Genomic DNA, 23,298 nt, shown 5'->3' on the forward strand with positions numbered 1-23,298 from the left:
ACCCCTACGCGCTGCGCTTCCTGCTTGGGCTTGTGGCGGTGGCGGCTTTCGCCTTCGCGGGCTCGGACCGCGGCGACCGGGTGCTGGCGGCGTTCGACTGGCGCAACCCCGCCGCCGATGTCACGCCGGTGCGTATCGACGCCTGGCTCGCGCCGCCCGGTTACACCGGACGTCCGCCGATCTTCCTGACCTCGCGCCAGGGCGCGCCGGCGGCGGCCGCGGCCACGGCGATCGAGACCATCCGGGCGCCGCAGAACTCTGTGGTCGTGGTGCGGGCCGCCGGGGGAACTGCGGACATCACGGCGACAGGCGGATTCGAGCCGGTGGAGGCCGACGGGAAGCAGCCCGAGGGCGTCACGGAGCGCCGATTCAGGCTGGCGGGGGAGGCCGAGCTCACGATCGTTGCGGCCGGAGCGCCCGACAGGGCCTGGCGGTTCGCGGCGATCCCGGACGCGCCGCCCTCGATCAGGCTCGATGGTCCGCCGGCGCCGAACGCACGCGGCACCGCCACGGTCGCTTACGAGGTCAGGGACGACTACGGCGTCGCGGCCGCCGAGGCCCGGTTTGAACTGAAACGCGCGCCTCCGCCGCAGCCGCGAGCGGCCGCGGAGGAAGCTCCTCCCGCGCCTGCGCCCCGGCCCCTCTATGAAGCTCCGAAGGTCGCGCTGGCGCTGCCGCGCGCCAAGGCGCGCGAGGGTCGAGCCGAGACTCCGCTCGACGTCATGGAGCACCCGTTCGCCGGCGCTGAGGCAACGATGACGCTCCACGCCCGTGACGAGGCCGGCCAGGAGGGGCGCAGCGAACCGCTGGAGGTCCGGCTGCCGGCGCGCAGCTTCAAGAAGCCGCTCGCGCGGGCGCTCGTCGAGCAGCGTCGGCTGCTGGCGTCTGACGCCAACGCAAAGCCGGAGGTCTTGCAGGCGCTGCGCGCGCTGATGATGTTCCCGGAGGAGTTCACCCCACAGGCGGGCGTCTATCTCGGCCTGACCACGGCTTACCGGCGGCTCGAGAACGCGCTCAGCGATGATGAGCTCCGCGGGGCGGCCGACTACCTCTGGGAGATCGCGCTTCGGATCGAGGACGGCGACCTGCCGGACGCGGAACGCGCGCTTCGCGCGGCCGAGGAGGCGCTGCGGAACGCGCTTGAGAACAACGCCTCCGAGCAGGAGATCCAGAAGCTCACGCAGGATCTACGGCAGGCGCTCGAGAAGTTCATGCAGGAGATGGCCCAGCAGGCGCGGCAGCAGCCGCAAAGCCCGCGGCGCGACGCCCAGCGGGGCGCGCAGGAGATCCGGCCGCAGGACCTCCGCAGCATGATCGACCGCATGGAGAAGCTCGCGCAGCAGGGCTCCCGCGACGCCGCCAAGCAGGCGCTCGCCGACCTGCGCAACATGCTCGACAACCTGCAGAACGGGCAGCAGCAGCCCGATCCGAACGCCCAGGCGCAGCAGGAGCGGCTGGACAAGCTGCAGGACATGATCCGCGAGCAGAGCAAGCTGCGCGACAAGACGTTCCAGCAGTACCGGCGGAACCAGCAGACCGAACGCAACCTGTGGGGCCAGCCGCAGCCGCGGCGGAAGGAGCAGACCCAGGATGGCGAGAAGGCGATGCGGGAGCTCGCCGAGCAGCAGCGGCGGCTCCGGCAGAAGCTCGAGCAGATGACCAAGGAGATGCAGCAGGGCCAGCAGGGCCGGCAGAAAGGCCAGCAACAGGGGCCGGGCAAGCAGCCGGGCGGGCCCGGTGAGCAACCCGGTTCGGAGGCTCTGGGGCAGGCCGGCGAGAGCATGGGTCAGGCGCAGGGGGCGCTCGGGCAGGGCGAGAGCGGCGAGGCGCTCGACCAGCAGCAGCAGGCTCTGGAGAACATGCGCAAGGGCGCGCAAGCCATGGCGCAGGCGATGGAAGGCGAAGGCCAGCAGCCAGGACAGAAGGGGCGGCAAGGCCAGCAGGGGGCGCAGAACGGCGAGGAGGGCAATGGCGACGACGATCCGCTCGGCCGGCCCTCCCGGCGGCGTGAAAGCGACGGCGCGACGACGCGGGTTCCGGGTGAGATCGACGCCCAGCGGGCGCGGCGCGTGCTGGACGAACTGCGCCGCCGGCTCGGCGACACCGATCGCTCGCGCGAGGAGCTGGACTACCTGGAGCGGCTGCTGGCGCCGTGAGCGCTACTCGCCGACCGCGACGCCCTCGCGCCGCGGATCGGCGGCGCCCGCCAGCCCATCGGGGCCGATCGCGACCGCCTGGAGCCCTGAGGTGAGATCGGTGAGGCGGATCTCGTAGCCGAGGTCCCGCAGCGGGGCCGCCATGGCTTCGGCCGCCGTCCCTCTTTCGAGCTCGAACGGGCCGTTGCGGTTCAGCATGTTTGGCAGCGCGATCGCGGCCGCGACGTCCATGCCCCAGTCGAGATGCGCGATCAGCGCCTTCACCACGAAGCCGATGATCTGGCTGCCTCCCGGCGAACCGATCGCGAGGGTGGGGCGGCCGTCCTTCAGCACGATCGTCGGCGCCATCGACGAGCGCGGCCGCTTCCCCGGCTCCACGCGGTTCAGGACGGGACGGCCGTCCCTTTCGGCGAGAAAAGAGAAGTCGGTCAGCTCGTTGTTGAGCAGGAAGCCCCGCGTCATCAGCCGTGAGCCGAAGCCGGCCTCGATGGTCGTCGTCATCGACACGACATTGCCGTCGGCGTCCACGATCGACAGATGGCTCGTGCCCGGGAACTCGATCGCCGCGTCCGGCGTGAAGTTTTCCGCGCGCGTGCCCTTGGGAGAGCCTGGCTCCACGGCGGGCAGGGCGCGCGAGCCGTCGAGAAGGCGGCTCCTCGCCGCGAGATAATCGCGCGCCAGCAAACCGGCTGTCGGTTGCGGCGCGAAGGCCGGGTCTGCGAGGTAACGGTCGCGATCCGCGAAGGCGAGCCGGGAGGCGTCGCCGATCAGCCGCCAAGCCTGAGGGCTGTCCGGCCCGAGCGCGGCGACGTCTGTGGGCTCGAGAAGGCCGAGGATCTCGGCGACCGCGACGCCCCCGGAGGAGGGCGGCCCCATGCCGCAGATCTGGTAGGCCCGATAGCCGCCGCAGACCGCCGGTCGTTCGATCGCGCGGAACCCTGCGAGGTCCGCGGCCGACAGCACTCCCGGGTTCTGCGCGCCGCGCACGGTCGCGACGATGTCGGCGGCGATCGGGCCCTCGTAGAAGGCGTCGGCGCCGAGGTCCCGAAGGGTCCTGAGGGTGTCGGCGTAAGCGGGGTTCTTCAGCCGCTGGCCGGCTTCCAGGGGGCGACCCTCCGGCAGGAAGTAGGCGCGCGCAGTGGGGTTCCGGGCCAGCCGCGGCGCGTCCGCCGCGATCTGGGCGGCGAGCCGCGGCGAAACCTCGAAGCCGTTATCCGCCAGCGCCACCGCCGGGCCAAACAGGCGCGCCCAGGGGAGCTTGCCGAAGCGGCGATGCGCCGCCTCCAGCAGGCGCGGGGCCCCTGGCGTCCCAACCGAACGGCCGCCGACCACTGCATCCATGAAGGCCAGCGGCTCCCCGCGCTCGTCCTGAAACAGCGACGCCGTCGCGGCCGCTGGGGCGGTCTCCCGACCGTCGAAGGTCGTCAGCTCCTTGCGCGCCGCATCCCACGCGACCAGGAAGGCGCCGCCGCCGAGGCCGGAAGATTGGGGCTCGACCAGGCCCAGCACAAGCTGCGCCGCGATCGCCGCGTCGACAGCGCTACCGCCTTCCCTCAGCATCTCGGCGGCGGCGGCCGCGGCATACGGATTGGCGACCGCCGCCATCCAGCGCTTGGCCTGAACGAGCGGCTTGGGCGTGAAGCCGGTCGCGATCTCCGGCGGGAGCCGGGCGGAGGTTTGAGGAGCCTCCTGGCCGACCGCGGCCTGGACCGACAGCGCGAGGACCAGTCCAAGAATGATCCGGCGGTGCATGGCGTCCTCCGTCCCGGTGTCGGCGATGTTGGCGCGGCGGCCGCTGACCGCAACGCCGCTCACTCGTTAACCCGATGTTAGGGTTAACGAAATATCACCACCTTGTTCGCCCGCGCGTCCGAGACGGGAGCCTGCTCATGCCGATCCGCACGTCATTCCTGATCCGCGGCCTTGGCGTCGTGGCCCTCGCGGCGGCGCTCGGCGGCTGTATGGCGGACCGGGATGTCACCGGCTCGATCATGAAGACCAGCGCCTCCCACGAGGTGACGCCCGAGCAGCGGGAAGCACGCTGGCGGAAGCTCGCGGCCTCCTATGGCGCGGCCTACCAGAAGAACCCTGCCGACGCGGCGACCGCCTATGGCTACGGGCTGGCGCTGCGGGCGCTCGGCCAGAAGGCGCAGGCCGTCGCGGTGCTGGAATCCGCCAGCATCAAGCATCCTCAGCAGAAGCAGATCCTCGCCGCCTATGGCCGCGCTCTCGCCGATGTGGGGCGGCTGGATGAGGCCCTCTCCGTGCTCGAGCGCGCCCACACGCCCGATAATCCGGACTGGCGCATCCTGAACGCCCAGGGCGCGATCCTCGACCAACTTGGCCGCAGCGGCGACGCCAGGGGCTATTACGCGGCGGCGCTCAAAATCGCTCCCGGAGAACCCTCCATCCTGTCCAATCTTGGCCTGTCCTATGCGCTGACGAAGGATCTGGCCAAGGCCGAGACGACGCTGCAACAGGCCGCCTCGAGCCCCAAGGCGGATGCCGCCGTGCGGGCGAACCTCGCGCTGGTGCTGAGCCTCAAGCGCGTCGATCCGGCGCTGGCCGGGAAGGCCGCCAGGGCGGCGAAGCCCAAGCCCGCCGCCTGACGAGCCTCAGCTCGCGCCGAAGGTCGAGGCGCCCCCATGGGCGGCCGACCACTGGGCGGGCTCATTCAGGAAGGCCTCGACCTCGGCCAGCTTGCCCGAGTCGATCCGGCCGTCCTCCTTCGCCACCGCCAGCACGTCCCAGAAGGTCGCGAGTTCGTGGAACTTGACCCCGATCCGCTCCATCGTGGCGCGGCTTTCGGGGAAGATGCCGTAGTGGAAGACCACGAAGGCGTGCTCCACGATCTGCCCGGCCTCGCGCAGGGCCTCGCAGAACGCGACCTTCGAGCGGCCGTCCGTCGCGAGATCCTCGATCAGCAGCGTGCGGGCGCCCTCGGTGACCGCGCCCTCGATCCTGGCGTTGCGGCCGAAACCCTTCGGCTTCTTCCGCACATAGAGCATCGGCAGCATCAGCCGCTCCGCGATCCACGCCGCGAACGGAATGCCCGCCGTCTCGCCGCCCGCGACCGCGTCGAGGCTCTCATAGCCGACCTCGCGCAGGATGGTGGCGGCGGCGTCGTCCATCAGCTGGCGGCGCAGGCGGGGGTAGGAGATCAGCTTGCGGCAGTCGGTGTAGACGGGGCTCGCCCAGCCCGACGTGAAGATGAAGGGCTCCTCGGGCCGCACGTGAATGGCGCCCACCTCGAGCATCATGCGGGCGACGCGGCGGCCGATGTCGTCACGGGAAGGAAGCGAAGGCTCGTTCATGCGGCCGATCCGATAAAAATTCTCGTTCACGCGGCGTCTTTCTGCTTCTTTTCGACGAGCACGGACTCGAAACCCTCGAACTGGGGATGGCCGGCATACATCGGCTTGTTGTCGCCTGCGTTCCGGTGCGCCGCCCGGAACGCCTCGGACCGCGTCCACGCCTCGAAGTCCGCGCGCGAGCGCCAGATCGTGTGGCTCGCATAAAGCACGGTGTCCTCGGCCTCAGGGCCCTTCAGAAGCGCGAACTCGACGAAGCCCGGCACCTCCTCGAGATGCCGGTCGCGGTCGCGCCACACGGCCTCGAAAGCCTCGGCGTCCTTGGCGAACACCTTGAAGCGGTTCATGGCGACGAACATGGAGGCTCTCCAGAGACGTAGCGGATCGCGCCACCTCTAGCGCGCCGGGAGCCGGCCCGCAAAGACTCCGGCCGTCCGGCGAGCCTCACCGCCAGACGTAGGCGAACTTCTCGAGGGTGATGTCGCCGAAGTGCTCGACGCCGCGCGCGGCGAGTTTGCCGCCGAGCCTGGCGTAGAACCCGCAGGCGGGCTCGTTGCCGGCCAGCGACCATGCCGATGCGCCGGACAGCCCCCGCGCCGCCAGCTCGCTGCGCGCGGCCGAGAACAGCCGTCGCCCGAGGCCGAGCCCCTGATACTCCGGTTTCAGATAGAGCTCGTAGATCTCTCCGCCGACTGCGAGCGACGAGGCGCGGTTGCGGCCGGAGCTCGCATATCCGACGGTTTCGCCGGCGAAGATCAGCAGACTGACGCGGCTGCCGCGGCGGATGGCGCCCGCCCACCATGAGGGACCGCGCCGCTCGATCATTCGCTCCAACTCGCGGCCGGGGATCAGGCCGCGATACGCGTTGCGCCAAGCCGAGTCATGAACGCCGGCGATCGAAGCGGCGTCTTCCGTATGCGCAGGCCTGATCTCGATGGCGACTGTGCTCACCCGATGAGAGTAAGCCGCGGTTTCGCATCCGGACAAGCACGGAAACGCGCCGCTCGGCGCTTCTCGCCCGAAAGTGTGGACGCCATCGTCGAAAGAGCTGAATAGGGACGGGATTCCATCAGGAAAGCTGTGTCCCCCGATGTGGCGCGCGACCGTCCTCACCCTCTATCCCGAGATGTTTCCCGGTCCTCTGGGGCATGCCCTCGCGGGCCGGGCGCTCGGCCGCCTCTGGCGGCTGGAGGCGCGCGACATCCGGGCGCACGCGCTCGACCGCCACGGGTCGGTGGATGACACACCGGCGGGCGGCGGTCCGGGCATGGTCATGCGGGCGGACGTGGTCGCGGCCGCGATCGACGCCGCCGAGCAGGAAACTGGCCCGCAGCCCAAAATCCTCCTGACGCCGCGCGGCAGGCCGCTCGATCAGGCGCGGGTCCGAGAACTCGCCGGCGGCGCGGGCGTGACGCTCGTCTGCGGTCGGTTCGAAGGCGTCGACCAGCGGGTGATCGACGCGCGCGGGCTCGAAGAGGTCGCGGTCGGGGACGTGGTGCTGTCGGGCGGCGAGGTGGCGGCCTTGCTGCTGCTCGACGCCTGCGTGCGGTTGCTCCCGGGCGTGATGGGCCACGCCGAGTCGGGTGATGAGGAGAGTTTCGAGGCCGGGCTGCTGGAGCACCCGCAATACACCCGGCCGCGCGAGTTCGAAGGCCGGTCGATCCCGCAGGACCTTCTGGGAGGCGACCACGCAGCGGTGCGCCGGTGGCGGAGAGCGGCTGCGTTGCGCGATACGCGGCTGCGGCGGCCCGACCTCTGGGCGAAATATGTCGCCGAGACCGTCGACAAACCCGCTCAAACCGAGTAATAGCCGCGCCACATCACGAGATCCTCAAAACTCTCGTGCGCCCCGCCATGCGGGTGACGCGGAGACAACGCCATGAACATTATCGAACAGCTCGATCGCGAGCAGATGCAGGCTGTCGCGGAGAAGCGGCAGATTCCGGAGTTCGCGCCCGGAGACACCGTCACGGTCAACGTGAAGGTCAAGGAAGGCGAGCGCGTTCGCGTGCAGGCCTATGAGGGCGTGGTGATCGCGCGCTCGGGCGGCGGCCTGAACGAGAGCTTCACGGTTCGGAAGATCTCCTATGGCGAAGGCGTCGAGCGCGTCTTCCCGCTTTATTCGCCGCTGATCGACAGCGTGAAGGTGGTGCGTCGCGGCAAGGTCCGTCGCGCCAAGCTCTATTATCTGCGCGAGCGTCGCGGCAAGTCCGCGCGCATCGTGGAGAAGCAGGACCGCAGCCAGAAGGCTGTGGCCGCAAAGAACAAGGGCGCGGCAGCCGCCGCGAAGTGATCCGCGGCCTTCGGGCCAGAGACGCCAAAAGGGCGCGGCTAGGCCGCGCCCTTTTTGCTTTTGCGGAGGCCGGCTAGCTCTGCTGCGGCGCCAGGCCGGAGCTTCGGCCCGCGATCAGCCAGTGGACGAAGCCCGCGACCACGCCGCAGGCGATGATGTCAGGCGCGGTGAAGATCGGGCCGTCGAAACCGCCCGGGCTCAGGGCCCATGGCAGCGTGGCGGTCACCGCCCCCGCGACCACATGGTAGGCCCAGGAGCGGATCGAGAACATTTCGGCGATCAGCACCGCGACGATCGCAGGCGCCGCCATCAGCGGGGCGAGCAGGAAAAGCGCGGTCGCCGCGTTCACCGACATGTCGTAGCCGAGCAGGACGATCTCGTCCGGCAGCTCGATCATGGGCGTGATGGCCCTGGTCGTCAGGATCGCGAGCGTCGCGAATCCGGCCAGAACGGCGCAGGCGAAGCCGAGAGGCGCGAGCAGGAGGCGGGCTGCGAGACGTGCGAGCATGAACTCAGAACGTCCGCCGCCCTGCTCCGTTGCGCCGGAGCGGTCGATCACTCGGCCGCGAGCGCGAGACGCTCTTTCGCTCTCATCCGCTGCGTCTCGGATTTCAGCTGGCCGCAGGCGGCCGAAATGTCCCGGCCACGAGGCGTGCGCACAGGGCTGGCGTAGCCGGCGCGGAACACGATCTCCGAGAATTTCTCGATCGTCTCCCAGTCCGAGCACTCGTAAGGGCTCGCCGGCCAGGGGTTGAACGGGATCAGATTGATCTTCGCGGGAATTCCCTTGAGCAGCCGCACCAGCTCCCGCGCCTCGGCGGGACTGTCGTTGACGCCCTTCAGCATGACGTATTCGAACGTGATGCGGCGCGCGTTCGACGCGCCCGGGTAGGTGCGGCAGGCCTCGAGCAACTCAGCGATCGGATATTTGCGGTTGATCGGCACCAGCACGTCGCGCAGTTCGTCCCGAACCGCGTGCAGCGAGATCGCCAGCTGCGCGCCGGTCTCCTCGCCGAGCCGGCGCATCTCGGGGACGACGCCCGAGGTCGAGACGGTGATCTTCCGGCGCCCGACCCCGAGCCCCTCGCCGTCCGCCATCACCTCGACGGCGTCGCGCACGGCGTCGAGATTGTAGAGCGGCTCGCCCATTCCCATGAACACGATGTTGGTGACGAAACGGCCGCCGTCTCCAGGCACGACTGCGCCTTCAGGCGCGGCGCGGCCGGACCAATCTCCGAGGCGATCGCGCGCCAGAACCAGCTGGCCGACGATCTCGGCCGCGGTGAGGTTTCGGACCAGCGTCTGCGTTCCGGTATGGCAGAAGCTGCAGGTCAGGGTGCAGCCGACCTGGCTCGAGACGCAGAGCGTGCCGCGGCCCTCTTCGGGGATGTAGACGGTCTCGATCTCGGCGGGGCGGGAGCGTGGCCCCTGCGCCGGCAGCCGAAGCAGCCACTTCCGCGTCCCGTCCACCGAGATCTGCTCGGAGACGATCTCGGGTCGGGCCAGCGTGAAGCGCTCGGCGAGCGCCCCTCGCAGGTCCTTCGAGACGTTCGTCATGGCGTCGAAAGAGGCCGCGCCGCGGTTGTGCAGCCAATGGTTCAGCTGGGCCGCCCGCATCTTCAGCTGACGTTCCGGCACGCCTGCTTCGGACAGGGCCTCAGCCAGCCGCGCGCGCGTCAGCCCGACGACCGACGGCTTTGCGGGGGCGGGCGCCAGAGGCGGCGGCGCGGGTGCGCGTGAGGGAAGCTCGATCGTGGTCATCGGCTGCGGGAGCGTTCGCTTGGGCTTTGGAGTCCGCGGTGTCTAGCACGAAGCGGCCTGTAAATCGACCGCGCGCTCAGGATGCGGCCGGCGTGAAGGCCCGGAGAAACGTCTCCACCGCGGAATCGACCACATAGGCGATCCGCTCCTGCGGCGGCGGCGCCTCGCCGCCGACCAGAACCGGCATCGTCACCGCCGTATGGCACATCGTCAGGAACTGCCAGGCGGCCAGATCCGGGTCCCGGCAGTCGAGTTCGCCCTGCGCGACCTTGGCCTCGACCCACTTGGAAAGGCGCCTCACGCCGGCCCGCGGGCCCGCCTCGACGAACAGCCGGCCGATCTCGGGCTTCCGATCGGCGGAACCGATCACCATCCGGATGGTCGCGACGTGCCTCGGCTCGATCATCGCGGCCACGAAGCTGAGGCCGAGGCGGGTCAACACATCGCGCAGGTCATGATTGTCGACGTCGAGCTCGAAAAGGCGCTCGGCCGTGAGGGCGCACTGGCTCTTCACAAGTGCCGCGAACAGCTCTTCCTTGCTCTCGAAATAGACGTAGAGGGTGCCCTTGGACACGCCCGCGGCCCGCGCGATTTCGCCCATGCTGGCCGCGTCGAACCCCTGCGCGAGGAAGACTTGCCGGGCGCCGTCGACGATCTGCCGCCGCTTGGCGCTGTCGAGCGCGGCGTGCAGCGAAGTTTCCGCTGGGGTGGGCTGCATGGTCCTGTCGGTTTTCGATCCTGCCGCGGCCGACCCGGAAGGGGAGCTGGCCCCGGACCCTCGCCTAGCCCGAGGGGTTGCGCAATCGCCGAAATGGGCAGGCATGGCGGCTACATCTCGATAGTGCGGCTCTATTGACCGAACCGTTCGGTCATAAGTAGGCATCGCGCCGCGCGGTGTCGACGGACTTTCCATCAGGCGCCTGCTCTGCGTTTTCAGCGGGCTTGGCGCCGATTGTTTACCTTGTTCGACAAAGCATCGGCCTTGGCGTGAAGCGAGGTCGAGATCGTGACGGACATAGTGCGAGGCGTTGCAGTCGTGATCGCCGCTCTGGCGATGAGCGGCGGCGTACAAGCGGCGCAGGATGACGACATCGGGCGCCTGGTCGTCGGCCAGGCGCAACTGGCCGAGCCCGAGACCACCGGCTCCGTGGACGGAGATCAATCGCCGTCGGCGACGCCGCTTGCGCCGCCCCCGATCTCCGTCGCTCCTGCGCCCATCGGGCACTCGGCTGCGCGCGAGGCCTCCGACGCCTATCCGGTCGACCTTCTGATTTCCCTCGCCAACGAGGCCGTCTTCACGCCGGACCCCTACCCCAAGGGCCGGCGGTCCGATCCGCGCATGATCAAGCTGCAGGTTCTGCTGGACCGCAACAACGCGTCGCCGGGCGTGATCGACGGACTGTTCGGCGACAACGTCGTGAAGGCCGTCATGGCGTTCGAGGAGATGGTCGGCCACAAGGTCGACGGGCAGCTCGACGCCGAGCTTTGGGCGGCGCTCGAAAAGACCTCGGCCGAGCCGGTGCTCGTCGCTTACACCATCACGCCCGAGGACGTGGCTGGCCCGTTCATTGCCGAGTTGCCGCAGGACTACGCGCTTCAGGCCGAGCTGCCGGGCCTGTCCTACAGGGATGCGGCGGAGATGCTGGCCGAGCGCTTCCACATGGACGAGGCTTTTCTGCGCCGCCTCAACCCGGAGGTCAGCTTCACTGAGGCGGGCGCCGAGATCGTGGTGGCCAACGTCGGAAAACCGCTGAAAGCCAAGGTGGCGAACATCGTCGCCGACAAGGGCCGCAAGCAGCTGCGAGGCTATGACGCCGCTGGCCGGCTCGTGGTCGCCTATCCGGCCACGATCGGCAGCTCCGATCTGCCGTCGCCGAGCGGCGTTCACGCGGTCAAGGCGATCGCCGTCAACCCGGATTACTGGTACCGGCCAAAGGTCAATTTCGTTCAGGGCTCCAACACCAAGGCGCTTCGCCTGCCGCCGGGGCCAAACGGCCCGGTCGGGGCGACCTGGATCGGTCTGGACAAGCCGACCTATGGACTCCATGGCACGCCGGAGCCGTCGAAGATCGACAAGACCAACAGCCACGGCTGCGTCCGGCTGACCAACTGGGACGCGCGCGAACTCGCCGGGCTGGTCCAGCCAGGCGTGCCGGTCGACTTCCAGGATCCGGAAGGCGCCTCGGCGCCTGTGCTGGCCGAACAGCCCCCCGTTCAGGCGCTCGAGCCTGCCCCGCTCTCCGCGGAGACGGCCGAGCCCGAATATTCTCCGGAGCCGCTCCGCCTCCCCGTGCTGCGGGACCGTCGCGCGGAAATCCGGTAGTTCAGGAGCCGACCGTCTCGGCCACGGTCGTCGCCAGCCGGCCGGCCTCGCTGACCGGAGCCGAACAGCGGGAGCCGGCGCACACGAAGGCGGCGGAGCCGTTCAGGCGCGCCGCGCGCACCGGATGACGCTCCGGAAGGACGGCGGTCGTGGCGGCGCGCCGCACCACCCGCTCGGTCCACGGAAGCGCCAGCGCTTCCTGATGAAGCGCTTCGGCGGCCTCGTCGTCGCCGACCACCACGATCGACGCCAGCCGCATCCGCATGTCGAGAGCGTTCAGCAGCCCGGCATGCCCGATCGGGTTCTGCGCCATCCTGCCCATCAGGGCGGCGAGTTCGCCGTCGAGCCGGGCGAGCCGTTCATCGTCCGCGTCAAACGCCGCGAGCCGGAGCGCCGCGTTCAGCAGCAGCGCCGTGCCGCTTGGAAGCGCCTCGTCGACGATCGCTTCGGGGCGCACCACGAGCTGCGGCGCGTCGTCGGCGTCCATGGCGAAACCCGGACCATGCGGATTGCGGTGCCTGTCCCAGGCCGCGTCTATCCACCGGGCGGCGAGGTCGCGATACGCTTGCTCCCCTGTGGCGCCAGCGAGCGCCATCCCGGCCAGCGCCATCGCGCCATGGTCGGTCGCGAAGCCTGGATAGACGAGACGGCCCTGCCGCCAGGCGTGTCCAAGGCGATCCGCGCGAGCCATCCGGGCGACCACGGCGTCAAAGGCGGCGCGGGCCAGCGCGAGGGCGTGGGGCCGTCGAAGGGCCGAGGCCGTCTCCGCGAGCGCTGCGATCATCAGGCCGTTCCAGTCGGCGAGGATCTTGTCGTCGCGGCCGGGTCGGATTCGCCGCTCGCGATACGCCAGCATCCGGTCTTTGATGCGTCGCAGCCGCGCCTCGTCGACCGGAGCTCCTCCGTTCTCGTGGAGGCGGTTCGGGATCGAACCGCCTTCCCAGTTGCCGGATTGCGAGATCTCCAGGATCTCGGCCGCGAACGCCGCGTCGGGGGGATCGAGAGCCTGCGCGAGTTCTTCAGCACGCCAGACGTAGAACTTGCCCTCGACGCCCTCGCTGTCGGCGTCGAGGCTCGACGCGAAGGCGTCCTCGACGCGCATCTCGCGCGCCGCCCAGTCGATGATCCCGTGGGCGGCGCCTAGCATCCACGCATCGGTGGCGGCGCTCCCGACATCTGCGAGCAGCGGTAGGAGCTGGGCGTTGTCGTAGAGCATCTTCTCGAAATGCGGGACCAGCCAGCGCTCGTCCACCGAGTAGCGCGCGAAGCCGCCGCCGACCTGGTCGTGAATGCCGCCCTTGGCCATCTGGCGGAGCGTGAGCGCGACGGGAGCGGCGAGCTCAGGCTGGCCGGCGCGTCTCGACGCGCGCAGCAGCAGCTCGAGCACGCCCGGCTGGGGGAACTTCGGCGCGCCCTGAAAACCGCCGTTGTGCGGGTCAAAAACGCCCGCGATCCGCCGGGCGAGATCGTCCAGCTCCGCCGCCCCGAAGGCGACGCCGGCGGGGACCGCCTTCGGCTTCAGGCTCTCCGCGATCGCGGTCCGGTTCTGCGCGATCGTCTCGGGCTCTCTGGCGAAGACCTCGGCGACCGTCCGCACGACATCGGGAAAGCCGGGGCGGCCATACTGCGCCGTCTTGGGGAAATAGGTCCCGCCCCAGAACGGCTCGCCATCCGGCGTCAGGAACATGGTCAGGGGCCAGCCGCCCTGCTGTCCGAGCGCATGAAGCGCCGCCATGTAGATCTGGTCGACGTCCGGTCGCTCCTCCCGGTCGACCTTGATCGAGACGACATGCTCGTTCATCACGGCCGCAACAGCTTCGTCCTCGAAGCTTTCATGCGCCATCACATGGCACCAGTGGCACGCCGCGTAGCCGATCGACAGAAGAACGGGCCGGTTGAGCCGCTTCGCTTCCGCAAAGGCTTCAGGTGACCACTCCCACCAGTCCACCGGGTTCTCTGCGTGCTGGAGCAGATAGGGACTTGCCGAGCGGGCGAGGCGGTTTGGCATGACGGACACGACGCTCTTCCGTGATCGGGACGAGGCTTCACCTAGAGCGGATGAGCCGCGCGACACGATCGTGGCGCTCTCGACGGCCGCCGGCCGCGCGGCGGTGGCGGTGGTCCGCCTGTCGGGGCCGCAGGCGGGGCCGGCGCTGGAAGCGATCGCGGGAAGCCGCCCGGCGGCTCGACGGGCTTCCTACCGGACCTTTCGGAGGCCGGGCGGCGGGGAGGTGATCGACACGGGATTGGCGCTCTGGCTCCCCGGACCCGCGAGCGCCACCGGAGAAGACGTCGCGGAACTGCACATCCATGGTGGGCGGGCCGTGGTGGCCGCCACCCTCGAAGCGGCGCTCAGCGTGCCGGGGGTGCGGATGGCGGAGCCTGGAGAGTTCACCCGGCGCGCCTTTCTCGCCGGGCGGATGGACCTCGCGGAGGTCGAGGGCCTGGCCGACCTCATCGAGGCTGAGACCGAAGCGCAGCGCCGGCAGGCGTTGCGGCAGAGCTCCGGCGAACTCTCCGCACGAGTGGAAGCCTGGCGCGAGCGCCTGATCGGCGCGATGGCGCTGCTGGAGGCCGCGATCGACTTCTCCGACGAGGACGATGTCCCGGCCGGATTGCGGGAGCGGGCCCAGGAGGAGATCGAGCGGCTCGCCCAGGATCTTTCGGCGGCGCTCGCCGACACCCGGGCGGAAAGGTTACGCGACGGCTTTCGAGTGGCGCTCGTCGGACCGCCGAACGCCGGCAAGTCTTCCCTGCTCAACCTGCTCGCCCGGCGCGAGGCGGCGATCGTGGCGGACGCGCCCGGCACGACCCGGGACGTCATCGAGACGCATCTCGATCTCGGGGGCGTGCCGGTGATCGTGGCCGACACGGCCGGCCTTCGCGAAAGCTCGGATGCGGCTGAGCAGGAGGGCGTGCGGCGCTCCACGCTCCAGGCCCGCACGGCGGATCTCGTGATCTGGCTGGAGGACGCCGCAAACCCGACCGAGCCCTCCGTCGAGGCTTCGGGCGAGCTGTGGCGGGTGGCGAACAAGGCGGACCTAGCGGGGGCCATCAAGGGCGGCGCCGACCATCTGATATCGGTGCGCTCCGGCGGCGGCGTCGAGGAATTGATCGCCGCGCTGACCGAAGCCGCCCGAGCCGGCACTTCGGGCGAGGCGCTCGGGCTGACGCGGGCCCGGCACCGGGACGCCTTGGGCGCGGCCGTCGCCGCTCTCCGCGAGTGCCTTGATCGCCCGCTTCCGGAAGAACTGGCCGCCGAATTGCTCCGGCGGGCCGCGGGGGAGCTCGGCCGGATCACTGGCAAGGTCGGCGTTGAGGACGTGCTCGACCGGGTGTTCGCGAGCTTCTGCATCGGGAAGTGAGCCGCCGTTTCACGTGAAACATTGCCGTCCCGGGCCGGAGAACCTAAAGCAGCGCCTATGACCGAGATCGCTCCTGTTGAATTGGCGGCGCGCTACGACGTGGTCGTCGTGGGCGGCGGCCACGCCGGCTGCGAGGCCGCCGCAGCGGCGGCGCGCATGGGCGCGTCGACAGCTCTCGTGACCCATCGCGCCGCCACCGTCGGCGCCATGTCGTGCAATCCGGCCATCGGGGGGCTCGGCAAGGGGCATCTCGTCCGCGAGGTCGATGCGCTCGACGGCCTGATGGGCCGTTGCGCCGATGAGGGCGGCATCCAGTTCCGCGTCCTGAACCGCAGCAAGGGGGCGGCGGTGCGTGGGCCACGCGCCCAGCAGGATCGTTCGCTCTACGCCGCGGGGGTGCGCCGCGCGCTCGCTGAGCAATCCGGCCTCGACCTTGTCGAGGGCGAAGTTGACGATCTCTGCGTCCGCGACGGCCGCGTCGAGGGCGTCGCCCTCAAGGACGGTCGTCATATCGCAGCAGGCGCAGTCGTCCTCACCACGGGAACGTTTCTGCGTGGACTGATCCACATCGGCGAAACCACGATGTCCGGCGGTCGAGCCGGAGAGGCGCCGGCGCTCGGCCTGTCGGACCGCCTGCTGGCGCTCGGCCTGCGGCTGGGTCGGCTGAAGACCGGCACGCCCCCCCGGCTCGACGGCCGAACCATCGACTTCGGCGCGTTGGAGGCGCAGCCGGGCGACAGCCCGCCGGAGCCGTTCTCGACCCTGACGGCTGCGATCGACCGGCCCCAGGTCGCGTGTCACGTCACGCGCACGACGGCCGAGACCCACGCGCTCATCCGTGCCGATCTCGGTCGCTCGCCGCTCTATTCCGGGCGCATCGAGAGCCGCGGACCGCGATACTGCCCGTCGATCGAGGACAAGGTCGTCCGCTTTGCGGACCGCGAGAGCCATCAGGTTTTCCTGGAGCCCGAGGGGCTCGACGACCCGACGATCTATCCGAACGGTATCTCGACCTCGTTGCCCGAAGCGACGCAGCTGGCGCTTGTCCGGACCATGCCGGGCCTGAGCCGTGCGGAGATCCTCCGGCCCGGCTATGCGATCGAGTATGATTATGTGGATCCGCGGGAGCTGGACCCGACGCTCGAGCTCAAGCGGCTTCGCGGCTTGTTCCTCGCGGGCCAGATCAATGGAACGACCGGTTACGAGGAGGCGGCCGCTCAGGGGCTGCTCGCCGGACTGAACGCGGCCCAACGGGCGGGCGACGGGGACGGGATCGTTCTGGGCAGGTCCGAGGCCTATCTCGGCGTGATGGTGGACGATCTGGTGACGCTCGGAGTGACCGAGCCATACCGGATGTTCACGTCGCGCGCCGAGTATCGGCTGTCGCTGCGGGCCGACAACGCCGATCTCCGGTTGACGCCCAAGGGAATGGCGTTGGGCTGCGTCGGCGCCGAGCGGGCCCGGGCATTCACGACCAGGGCCGAGAAGCTCGCTGCCGCGGAGGCGCTCGCGCGCTCGCTCAGCCTGACACCCAATGAGGCCCAGCGCGCCGGCGTCGCCGTGAACCAGGATGGCCGCCGCCGGACGGCCTACGATCTGCTCTCGCTGCCGGGCTTCGACGCAGCGGACCTGCGCCGCCTGTGGCCGGCCTTTGGAAGCGTCGATGGCGCCACGCTCGCCCAGCTCGAGATTGAAGCCGGTTACGCCGTTTATCTCGACCGGCAGGAGGCCGACATCCGGCGGCGCGCGGCCGAGGAGGAGGCCGCGCTTCCGGCGGACATCGACTACCGGAGCATCCCGGGCCTGTCGGCCGAGCTTAGCGAGAAACTCGCGGCCGTCGCGCCGCGCACCCTTGGGCAGGCCGGGCGGATTGAGGGTATGACCCCGGCTGCTCTCGCGCTCGTGGCGTCGCGCCTCCGCCGGGAGCGTCGGGCCGTTGGATAGAACCGAAGACCTCGCAGCCGCCAAGCGGCTGGTCGATGTTCCACGTGAAACATGGGGCCGGCTGGAGAGCCTTGTGGCAGCGCTCGACCGCTGGCAGGCCAAGACCAATCTGGTCTCGCCGGCGACGCTTCCGGTGATCTGGACCCGCCACGTCGCAGACAGTCTGCAACTGCTCCGTCTCGCACCGTCAGCCCCACGCACATGGCTCGACATGGGCTCGGGCGGCGGGTTCCCCGGACTGGTGGTGGCAGCCACGCTCGGGTCTGAGAGCGAGGTCCATCTCGTCGAGAGCAATCTGAAGAAGGCGGCCTTCCTGCGCGAGGTCGCCCGGACGCTTTCAGCGGGCACCGTGATCCACGCCCAGCGGGCGGAGGACGTGCTTGGCCGAACGGTGGCTTCGGCCGATGTCGTGAGCGCGCGCGCGCTCGCGCCGCTCGTCCAGTTGCTGGGCCTCGCCGCGCCGCTGTTGAAAACAGGGGCGCTTGGCCTGTTCCCCAAGGGGAAGGAGGCCGAAGCCGAATTGACCCAGGCGCAGGAATCCTGGAGATTCAAAGCCTCGCTCCATCCGAGCCTCACGGACCCCGCAGCCTGCATCGTGCGGATCGACGGGTTCGAAGGGCCTAGATAGAGGCTTGGCGCACAACCTCGCGCCGGAGTCGTCGCTCATGCTCTCCAGCAATTTTCCTCCGGGCGCGCCACGCGTGCTCACGCTCGCCAACCAGAAGGGCGGCGTCGGGAAGACCACGACGGCGATCAATCTGGGCACGGCGCTCGCGGCGATCGGCGAGACCGTGCTGATCGTCGATCTCGATCCGCAGGGCAACGCCTCGACGGGGCTCGGCATCGACCGCAAGGTTCGCAAACTCTCGACCTACGACGTGCTGGTCGGCGACGCGGGCCTGCGGGAGGCGATACACGACACCGCGGTGCCCCGCCTGCATGTCGCGCCGTCGACCATGGACCTGCTTGGCGTCGAGCTGGAGATCGCTTCCGCCAAGGATCGCGCCTTCCGGCTGCGGGACGCTATCGCGGCGCTGCACGCATCCGAAGGCGAGCCGCGCTTCACCTATGTGCTGGTCGATTGCCCGCCTTCGCTCAACCTTCTGACGATCAACGCCATGGCGGCCGCGAATGCGATCGTGGTTCCGCTGCAGTGCGAGTTCTTCGCCCTGGAGGGACTGAGCCAGCTCCTTCGGACCGTCGAGCAGGTGCGCGGCTCGCTCAATCCGAAGCTCGCCATCCATGGCGTGGTGCTGACGATGTTCGACCCCCGCAACAACCTGTCCAGCCAGGTGGTGGAGGACGTTCGCCGCTTCATGGGCGACAAGGTCTACGAGACCATGATCCCCCGCAACGTTCGGGTCTCCGAGGCACCGTCCTACGGCAAGCCGGTGCTGCTCTACGACTTCAAGTGCATGGGTTCGCAGGCCTATCTGAAGCTCGCCTCGGAGGTCATCCAGCGCGAGCGCATTCTGCGGGCGGCCTGAGGAGAGGGCGATGGCGGAGACCAAGATGGAAGAGCCTCAGCGCTCGCGGCTGGGCCGGGGCCTCGCGGCCCTGATCGGGGACGTCGGCGACGAGTCCGCCGTGATGGAGCGGTCTCGCCCCCAGCGCCGCGCGCCGATCGCACAGCTCCGCCCCAGCAAGGCCAATCCGCGGCGCAGCTTCCGCGAGGAGGACCTTGAGGAGCTCACGGCCTCAGTCCGCGAGAAGGGCGTGATCCAGCCCATCCTCGTGCGCCGCGTGCCGGAGGAGCGAGACACCTACGAGATCATCGCGGGCGAACGCAGATGGCGGGCCGCTCAGCGGGCCGGCGTGCACGACGCTCCGATCGTGGTGCTGGCCGTCACGGAGCGCGAGGCGCTCGAGATCGCGATCGTCGAGAACGTTCAGCGCGCCGATCTCAACGCGGTCGATGAGGCCGCCGGTTACGACCAGCTGATGGGGCAGTTCTCCTACACCCAGGAGGACCTCGCGCGGGTCATCGGCAAGAGCCGCAGCCACATCGCCAACACGCTCCGCCTGCTCAAGTTGCCCGACGCGGTGAAGGCGCATCTGGCGAACGGCGACCTGACGGCCGGTCACGCCCGGGCGCTGCTGGCGCTGCCGGACCCTGAGGCCGCTGCGGCCAAGGTCGTGGCGAAGGGCCTGTCGGTGCGCGAGGTGGAGGCCATGGCCCGCGCGCCGGAGGTCAAGGGCTCGCCCAAGAAGCCGCGCGCCGCGGAGAAGGACGCGGACGTCCGCGCGCTCGAGGCCGAACTCGGCGAAGCCCTGGGCCTCGATGTGTCGCTGACGGCGCGCGCCGTCGGCGGCGAGATCGCGATCCGCTATCGCAGCCTCGATCAGCTCGACCTGATCGTCAGGCGCCTGCGGGGCTCCTCCGGGGCGGTCGCCATGATGGCCGACTGCTCGCTCGAGGCGCTTGGCGAAGCAGGCGTGGGACCGGAGCAGGTCGATCGCTTCGTGCCGCATCAGGCCAATTCGCGGATCTTCTCTGCCGTCGGCCGGCGCGTCGGCCTGCCGGAGTCTCTCACCGTCAACACGGTGGCGGAATACGGCAATTCCTCCGCCGCGACCGTGCCGCTTTCGCTGAGCCTGTCGCACCAGGCAAAGCCGATGCGGGAAGGCGAGATTCTGCTGATGGCCGCAGCGGGCGCAGGCCTCACTGGCGGCGCAGCGGTCTTCCGGACCTAGGCCGCGAGCCGCCGCTCCACGAGCCGCAGCCAGTACGACACGCCGTTCGGGATCGCGCTGTCGTCGAAATCATAGCCGGGGCTGTGCAGGCCGCCGCTGTCGCCGTTCCCCATGAAGATGAAGGCGCCGGGCAGCTCCTCCAGGAAGTAGGCGAAGTCTTCCGCCACCATCAGCGGCGGATGGTCCATGGCCACCGCGCCGGCGCCCACGACGGTCGACGCCGCCTGGGCGGCGAAGCCCGCGGCCTCGGGCGCGTTCACGGTCACCGGATAGCCGCGGCGATAGTTCGTGACCGCCCGCGCCCCCAGACCTCCCGCGATTCCCGACGCGATCTCGCCGATGCGCCGCTCGATCAGGTCGCGGACATGCGGCGTCAGCGTGCGGACGGTGCCGGACAGCACGGCTGCGTCGTCCACGATGTTGTCGGCCGCCCCCGCCCGGATCTGGGTGATCGAGAGCACGCCCGATTCCAGCGGATCGACGTTGCGCGACATGATCGTCTGCAGCGCCAGGACGACGTGCGAGGCCGCCACCACCGGGTCGACCACCAGCGCGGGGCGGCCAGCGTGCCCGCCGCGGCCCTCAATGCGGATGTCCACCCGATCTGCCGCCGCCATGATCGGACCCGGGCGGATCCCGAACTCTCCGAGCCCGAGCCCCGGCAGATTGTGCATGCCGTAGATCTCGCGAACCCCGAAGCGGCGCACGAGCCCGTCGTCGAGCATCGCCTTGGCGCCCGCGCCGCCTTCCTCGGCGGGCTGAAACACGAGCGCCACCGTGCCGGCGAAGTCGCGGGCCTCGGCAAGGCATTTCGCTGCGCCGAGCAGCATCGCCATGTGGCCGTCATGGCCGCAGGCGTGCATCTGGCCCGGCGTCCGCGACGCGTAGGGGGCGCCGGTCGCCTCCTCGATCGGCAGCGCGTCCATGTCGGAGCGCAGGCCCACCACATGATCGCTGTCGCCGCGGCGGCCGACGATGGTCGCCATCACGCCGGTGCGGCCGATGCCGGTCTCGATCCGGTCGCAGCCGAACTCCGCCAGCCGCTCGGCGACGAAGCGCGCCGTGCGCGGCAGGTCGTACATCAGCTCGGGATGTGCGTGCAGATCGCGCCGCCACGCCGTCGCCTGCTCGGCGACGGCTGAGGCGCGCGGATCGGGCCCCTCGGTGCTCAGAACCCGCCGATCTTCTGCACGGTGCGGGCGGTCGACGCCACGTTCCGGGCGGTCGCCAGGATCTCCAGGAACTTCTGGAGCTCCGTGAGCTGGGCGTTCGCCACGTAGAGCACGTCGCGATCACGCACCGCGAAGGCCTTGGCATAGAAGTAGGCGCGCGGGTCGCGCAGGTTGACGCGGTACACGACCGGCACCTTGTCGCCCAGATGGCCGTTGTAGTCGGGCCGCATCGACCGAACCGCCGAGGCCGGCTCGTAGCGGAACAGGAAGAACGCGCCCGGGTCGGACCGCTGGTCGATCAGGCCGCCGGCCTTGCCCACCGCCTCAAGCAGCGAAATCTTGTCCAGACCGAACGGAATCGGGCCCGGATTCGGAACCGCGCCGAACGCCAGGAAGATCTCGGGATCCTTGGTGACGTAGATGCGGTCGTTCGGCTGAACGAAGACGTTCTCGGACGGGTTCTCGATCATGTCCTTCATGATCGCCGAACCCTGCGCGGAGCCGCGCTGCAGCGTCACGCGCGTCTCGAACGCCTCCTGGCGCGGACCGCCCGCGACCGCGAGCGCGTCGAGCACCCGGTCCCCCGCGCCCGTGATCGGATACCGGCCGGACCTTCCGACCTCGCCATTGACGACGAAGCTGCGGCTCACCGTCTCGGTGACCTGAACGATCGCCTGGGGCTGGATCGCGCGGCCTTCGAGCGCGGCCACGATGCGCCTCTCGACAACCTGCGGCGACACGCCGGCCGCCTGGATCTTGCCGCCGTAAGGCACCGTGATCGAGCCGTCGCTGTCGACGCGCTGGTTGAGGGTCACGCGGGCGCCGTAGTCGCTCGCGAACAGGCCGCCCTGGCCAGCTTCGAACAGCGTGATCGACAGCTGATCGCCCAGACCGACGATCTGCCCCGGCGCCGGCTGCGGCGCGGCGAAGCGCTTGGCGAACGGCGCGACGCGATACTGCGAGAGGATGTCGACGACCTGCTGGTTCAGATCGACCAGCACGTAATCCTTCACGGCGTTCTTGTTGACGCTCGGCGGATCGATCTGCTGCGCCGTCGGTCCAGCGGCGGGCAGCGTGGAGCACCCCGCGAGTAGGCCGGCGGAGGCGATGGCCGCCAAGCCGGAGACAAGCCTGGACCGCATTAGTCCTCGCAATTAGATGCAACCCCGAGCCTCGGGTTAGCATCGAAGAAGTTGCCTGCCAACTAACGCGGAGCGGCCTTTGCCCTCCGCCACATTGATGACGCAGCTTGGCGAGCTGCGTGAGATGTTTTGGCAACAGCCTAGGGATGCAGCCTCAACTTTGAGCAAGCAGGAGCCGGCTCAGGGCCTCGATGCTGGTATCTTGGCGTTCGCCGCCTCCGATCGAGGCGACACGCGAATCCCAGAGCACGTAATCCGAACAGCGCCTGTCCGGCATCTCGGGATGGAGCGTCCGGGCCGGCGCGTGGTCGCCGTAGACGCAGAGCAGGCCTCCGCCGGGCCGATCCGAGAGCGCCCGGGCGATGTCCGCGATCATGCGGTCCGCGTTCTCGAGGTGCCGCGCATATTGCTGCGCCGGATCAGGCAGGCCGGCGAGCCGGCCCGGCCCCCACGGCCCGTGGTTCTCCATCGTGACGACGAACAGGAAAGTCGGCGCGCGCGCGGCCTTGATCTCGGCCGCCACAGCCTCCGCGACCGCAGCGTCCGCCACATAGGGGCCGAATCGCGCCGCCCCCGCGAAGGCCTCGCGGTCGACGAAGCGCTCGAAGCCGAGCGCGGGCATGAGGCTGTCGCGGTCGAAGAAGCGGCGGTCATAGGGATGCATGAACACCGTGCGCCGGCCGGCCGCCGCGTAGCGGCGCGCCAGCGAGGCCTCCGCGTAGGATTCCGCGGTGAGGTAGGGGTCATAGGCGTCGAGGCCGAGCGCCGGGCGCGGCAGACCGGTCAGGAACGCGAATTCGCTTCGCATCGTATAAGCGCCCTCGGCCGGCACCTCGCACCGGCCCCAGGCGAGGCTGCGCTCCGTGAGCCGGCGGTAGCCCGGCAGGGCGGGCCCCGGCAGCCCGCGCGACGCCAGGTCGACGAAGCTCTCGCACTGGATCGCGACGATCAGCGGGGGGCCGGCGCGGGCCTGCGCGACCGCGGGCGCAGAGAGGATCGCATCCCGGGCCTCCTGCGAGGGCCGCTGCTTCCGCCGCCAGACGAGCCAATGCGCCAACATGCTGGCCCCGAGCCCCAGACGGGCTTCTTCGGGCGTCGGGATTGGTGGTGACCAGGTAGAGCGGCATCGCGTTGAGA

General features: G+C 69.9%; 21 protein-coding genes and 1 pseudogene. 11 read left to right on the forward strand and 11 right to left on the reverse strand.

The window, feature by feature from the left end; all coding sequences use genetic code 11:
* A partial coding sequence (locus ACIKT0_RS02280) for a TIGR02302 family protein (protein ID WP_407103795.1) occupies positions 1-2,156 on the forward strand: 2,156 nt, incomplete at its 5' end.
* Positions 2,157-2,159: 3 nt separating this feature from the next.
* Here the strand turns inward: ACIKT0_RS02280 and ggt are convergent.
* Positions 2,160-3,908, reverse strand: coding sequence for a gamma-glutamyltransferase (ggt, locus tag ACIKT0_RS02285; protein ID WP_407103809.1), 1,749 nt, complete (start codon positions 3,906-3,908; stop codon positions 2,160-2,162).
* Positions 3,909-4,045: 137 nt separating this feature from the next.
* On the opposite strand from ggt, the gene ACIKT0_RS02290 reads away from it, so the two are divergent.
* The gene (locus tag ACIKT0_RS02290; protein WP_407103796.1) at positions 4,046-4,765 is read left to right on the forward strand and encodes a tetratricopeptide repeat protein; all 720 of its coding nucleotides are present in this window, start codon (positions 4,046-4,048) and stop codon (positions 4,763-4,765) included.
* A 6-nt stretch (positions 4,766-4,771) separates the two neighbouring features.
* Here ACIKT0_RS02290 and ACIKT0_RS02295 read toward each other — a convergent pair whose 3' ends face one another.
* The 3 genes from ACIKT0_RS02295 to ACIKT0_RS02305 form a co-directional block, all read right to left on the reverse strand.
* On the reverse strand, positions 4,772-5,470 hold the full coding sequence (locus tag ACIKT0_RS02295) for an orotate phosphoribosyltransferase (protein ID WP_183395214.1): 699 nt from the start codon (positions 5,468-5,470) through the stop codon (positions 4,772-4,774).
* Between the two features lie 26 nt (positions 5,471-5,496).
* Positions 5,497-5,826: a heme-degrading protein HmuQ gene (gene hmuQ, locus ACIKT0_RS02300; protein ID WP_407103797.1), complete on the reverse strand. Its 330-nt coding sequence runs from the start codon at positions 5,824-5,826 to the stop codon at positions 5,497-5,499.
* An 85-nt stretch (positions 5,827-5,911) separates the two neighbouring features.
* Entirely contained in the window at positions 5,912-6,418 is a 507-nt protein-coding gene (locus ACIKT0_RS02305; RefSeq protein ID WP_183394936.1) for a GNAT family N-acetyltransferase, read from the reverse strand.
* 139 nt (positions 6,419-6,557) lie between these two features.
* Here ACIKT0_RS02305 and trmD point away from each other — a divergent pair, with 139 nt between their 5' ends.
* Together trmD and rplS are read left to right on the forward strand one after the other, a co-directional pair.
* Entirely contained in the window at positions 6,558-7,274 is a 717-nt protein-coding gene (trmD, locus tag ACIKT0_RS02310) for a tRNA (guanosine(37)-N1)-methyltransferase TrmD (protein ID WP_407103798.1), read from the forward strand.
* 72 nt (positions 7,275-7,346) lie between these two features.
* Entirely contained in the window at positions 7,347-7,760 is a 414-nt protein-coding gene (gene rplS, locus ACIKT0_RS02315) for a 50S ribosomal protein L19 (RefSeq protein ID WP_183394938.1), read from the forward strand.
* A gap of 73 nt (positions 7,761-7,833) precedes the next feature.
* Here rplS and ACIKT0_RS02320 read toward each other — a convergent pair whose 3' ends face one another.
* The 3 genes from ACIKT0_RS02320 to ACIKT0_RS02330 form a co-directional block, all read right to left on the reverse strand.
* A complete protein-coding gene (locus ACIKT0_RS02320) occupies positions 7,834-8,268 on the reverse strand; it encodes a hypothetical protein (protein WP_407103799.1) in 435 nt (144 codons plus the stop codon).
* 47 nt (positions 8,269-8,315) lie between these two features.
* Positions 8,316-9,521 (reverse strand): dual-specificity RNA methyltransferase RlmN, encoded by a 1,206-nt coding sequence (rlmN, locus tag ACIKT0_RS02325; RefSeq protein ID WP_407103800.1) that lies wholly within the window; start codon positions 9,519-9,521, stop codon positions 8,316-8,318.
* A 76-nt stretch (positions 9,522-9,597) separates the two neighbouring features.
* Complete coding sequence (locus tag ACIKT0_RS02330; protein WP_407103801.1) at positions 9,598-10,239, reverse strand: TetR/AcrR family transcriptional regulator; 642 nt, start codon at positions 10,237-10,239, stop codon at positions 9,598-9,600.
* 318 nt (positions 10,240-10,557) lie between these two features.
* On the opposite strand from ACIKT0_RS02330, the gene ACIKT0_RS02335 reads away from it, so the two are divergent.
* On the forward strand, positions 10,558-11,844 hold the full coding sequence (locus tag ACIKT0_RS02335) for a L,D-transpeptidase family protein (protein WP_407103802.1): 1,287 nt from the start codon (positions 10,558-10,560) through the stop codon (positions 11,842-11,844).
* Position 11,845: 1 nt separating this feature from the next.
* Here the strand turns inward: ACIKT0_RS02335 and ACIKT0_RS02340 are convergent, their stop codons facing one another.
* Positions 11,846-13,852 carry a thioredoxin domain-containing protein gene (locus ACIKT0_RS02340; protein WP_407103810.1) on the reverse strand — a complete coding sequence of 669 codons (2,007 nt, stop codon included), beginning with the start codon at positions 13,850-13,852 and terminating at the stop codon, positions 11,846-11,848.
* Here ACIKT0_RS02340 and mnmE point away from each other — a divergent pair.
* The 6 genes and pseudogenes from mnmE to ACIKT0_RS02370 all read left to right on the forward strand — a co-directional run bounded on the left by mnmE (position 13,851) and on the right by ACIKT0_RS02370 (position 19,847).
* Positions 13,851-15,209, forward strand: a complete 1,359-nt coding sequence (gene mnmE, locus ACIKT0_RS02345) for a tRNA uridine-5-carboxymethylaminomethyl(34) synthesis GTPase MnmE (RefSeq protein ID WP_407103803.1) — start codon at positions 13,851-13,853, stop codon at positions 15,207-15,209. The genes ACIKT0_RS02340 and mnmE overlap by 2 nt on opposite strands.
* 57 nt (positions 15,210-15,266) lie before the next feature.
* A complete protein-coding gene (gene mnmG / locus ACIKT0_RS02350; RefSeq protein WP_407103804.1) occupies positions 15,267-17,153 on the forward strand; it encodes a tRNA uridine-5-carboxymethylaminomethyl(34) synthesis enzyme MnmG in 1,887 nt (628 codons plus the stop codon).
* Positions 17,146-17,781 (forward strand): 16S rRNA (guanine(527)-N(7))-methyltransferase RsmG, encoded by a 636-nt coding sequence (gene rsmG, locus ACIKT0_RS02355; RefSeq protein ID WP_407103805.1) that lies wholly within the window; start codon positions 17,146-17,148, stop codon positions 17,779-17,781. Before mnmG ends, rsmG begins: the two co-directional genes overlap by 8 nt.
* A gap of 37 nt (positions 17,782-17,818) precedes the next feature.
* A complete protein-coding gene (locus tag ACIKT0_RS02360) occupies positions 17,819-18,640 on the forward strand; it encodes a ParA family protein (RefSeq protein ID WP_407103806.1) in 822 nt (273 codons plus the stop codon).
* A gap of 25 nt (positions 18,641-18,665) precedes the next feature.
* Positions 18,666-19,529 (forward strand): annotated as a pseudogene (locus ACIKT0_RS02365) (ParB/RepB/Spo0J family partition protein); the annotation flags it as partial.
* A complete protein-coding gene (locus ACIKT0_RS02370; protein WP_474998491.1) occupies positions 19,521-19,847 on the forward strand; it encodes a 3-oxoacyl-[acyl-carrier-protein] synthase III C-terminal domain-containing protein in 327 nt (108 codons plus the stop codon). The pseudogene ACIKT0_RS02365 and the gene ACIKT0_RS02370, both read left to right, overlap by 9 nt.
* Here ACIKT0_RS02370 and ACIKT0_RS02375 read toward each other — a convergent pair.
* The 3 genes from ACIKT0_RS02375 to ACIKT0_RS02385 form a co-directional block, all read right to left on the reverse strand.
* The gene (locus tag ACIKT0_RS02375; RefSeq protein WP_407103812.1) at positions 19,844-21,019 is read right to left on the reverse strand and encodes a M20 aminoacylase family protein; all 1,176 of its coding nucleotides are present in this window, start codon (positions 21,017-21,019) and stop codon (positions 19,844-19,846) included. The genes ACIKT0_RS02370 and ACIKT0_RS02375 overlap by 4 nt on opposite strands.
* Entirely contained in the window at positions 21,016-22,161 is a 1,146-nt protein-coding gene (locus ACIKT0_RS02380) for a polysaccharide biosynthesis/export family protein (RefSeq protein WP_407103807.1), read from the reverse strand. The genes ACIKT0_RS02375 and ACIKT0_RS02380 overlap by 4 nt, the downstream gene beginning before the upstream one ends.
* A 154-nt stretch (positions 22,162-22,315) precedes the next feature.
* The coding region (locus ACIKT0_RS02385; RefSeq protein WP_407103808.1) for a sulfatase-like hydrolase/transferase at positions 22,316-23,298 on the reverse strand (983 nt) is incomplete at its 5' end.

This window comes from Hansschlegelia beijingensis (assembly GCF_045505405.1).
Classification (GTDB): Bacteria; Pseudomonadota; Alphaproteobacteria; order Rhizobiales; family Methylopilaceae; genus Methylopila; species Methylopila beijingensis_A.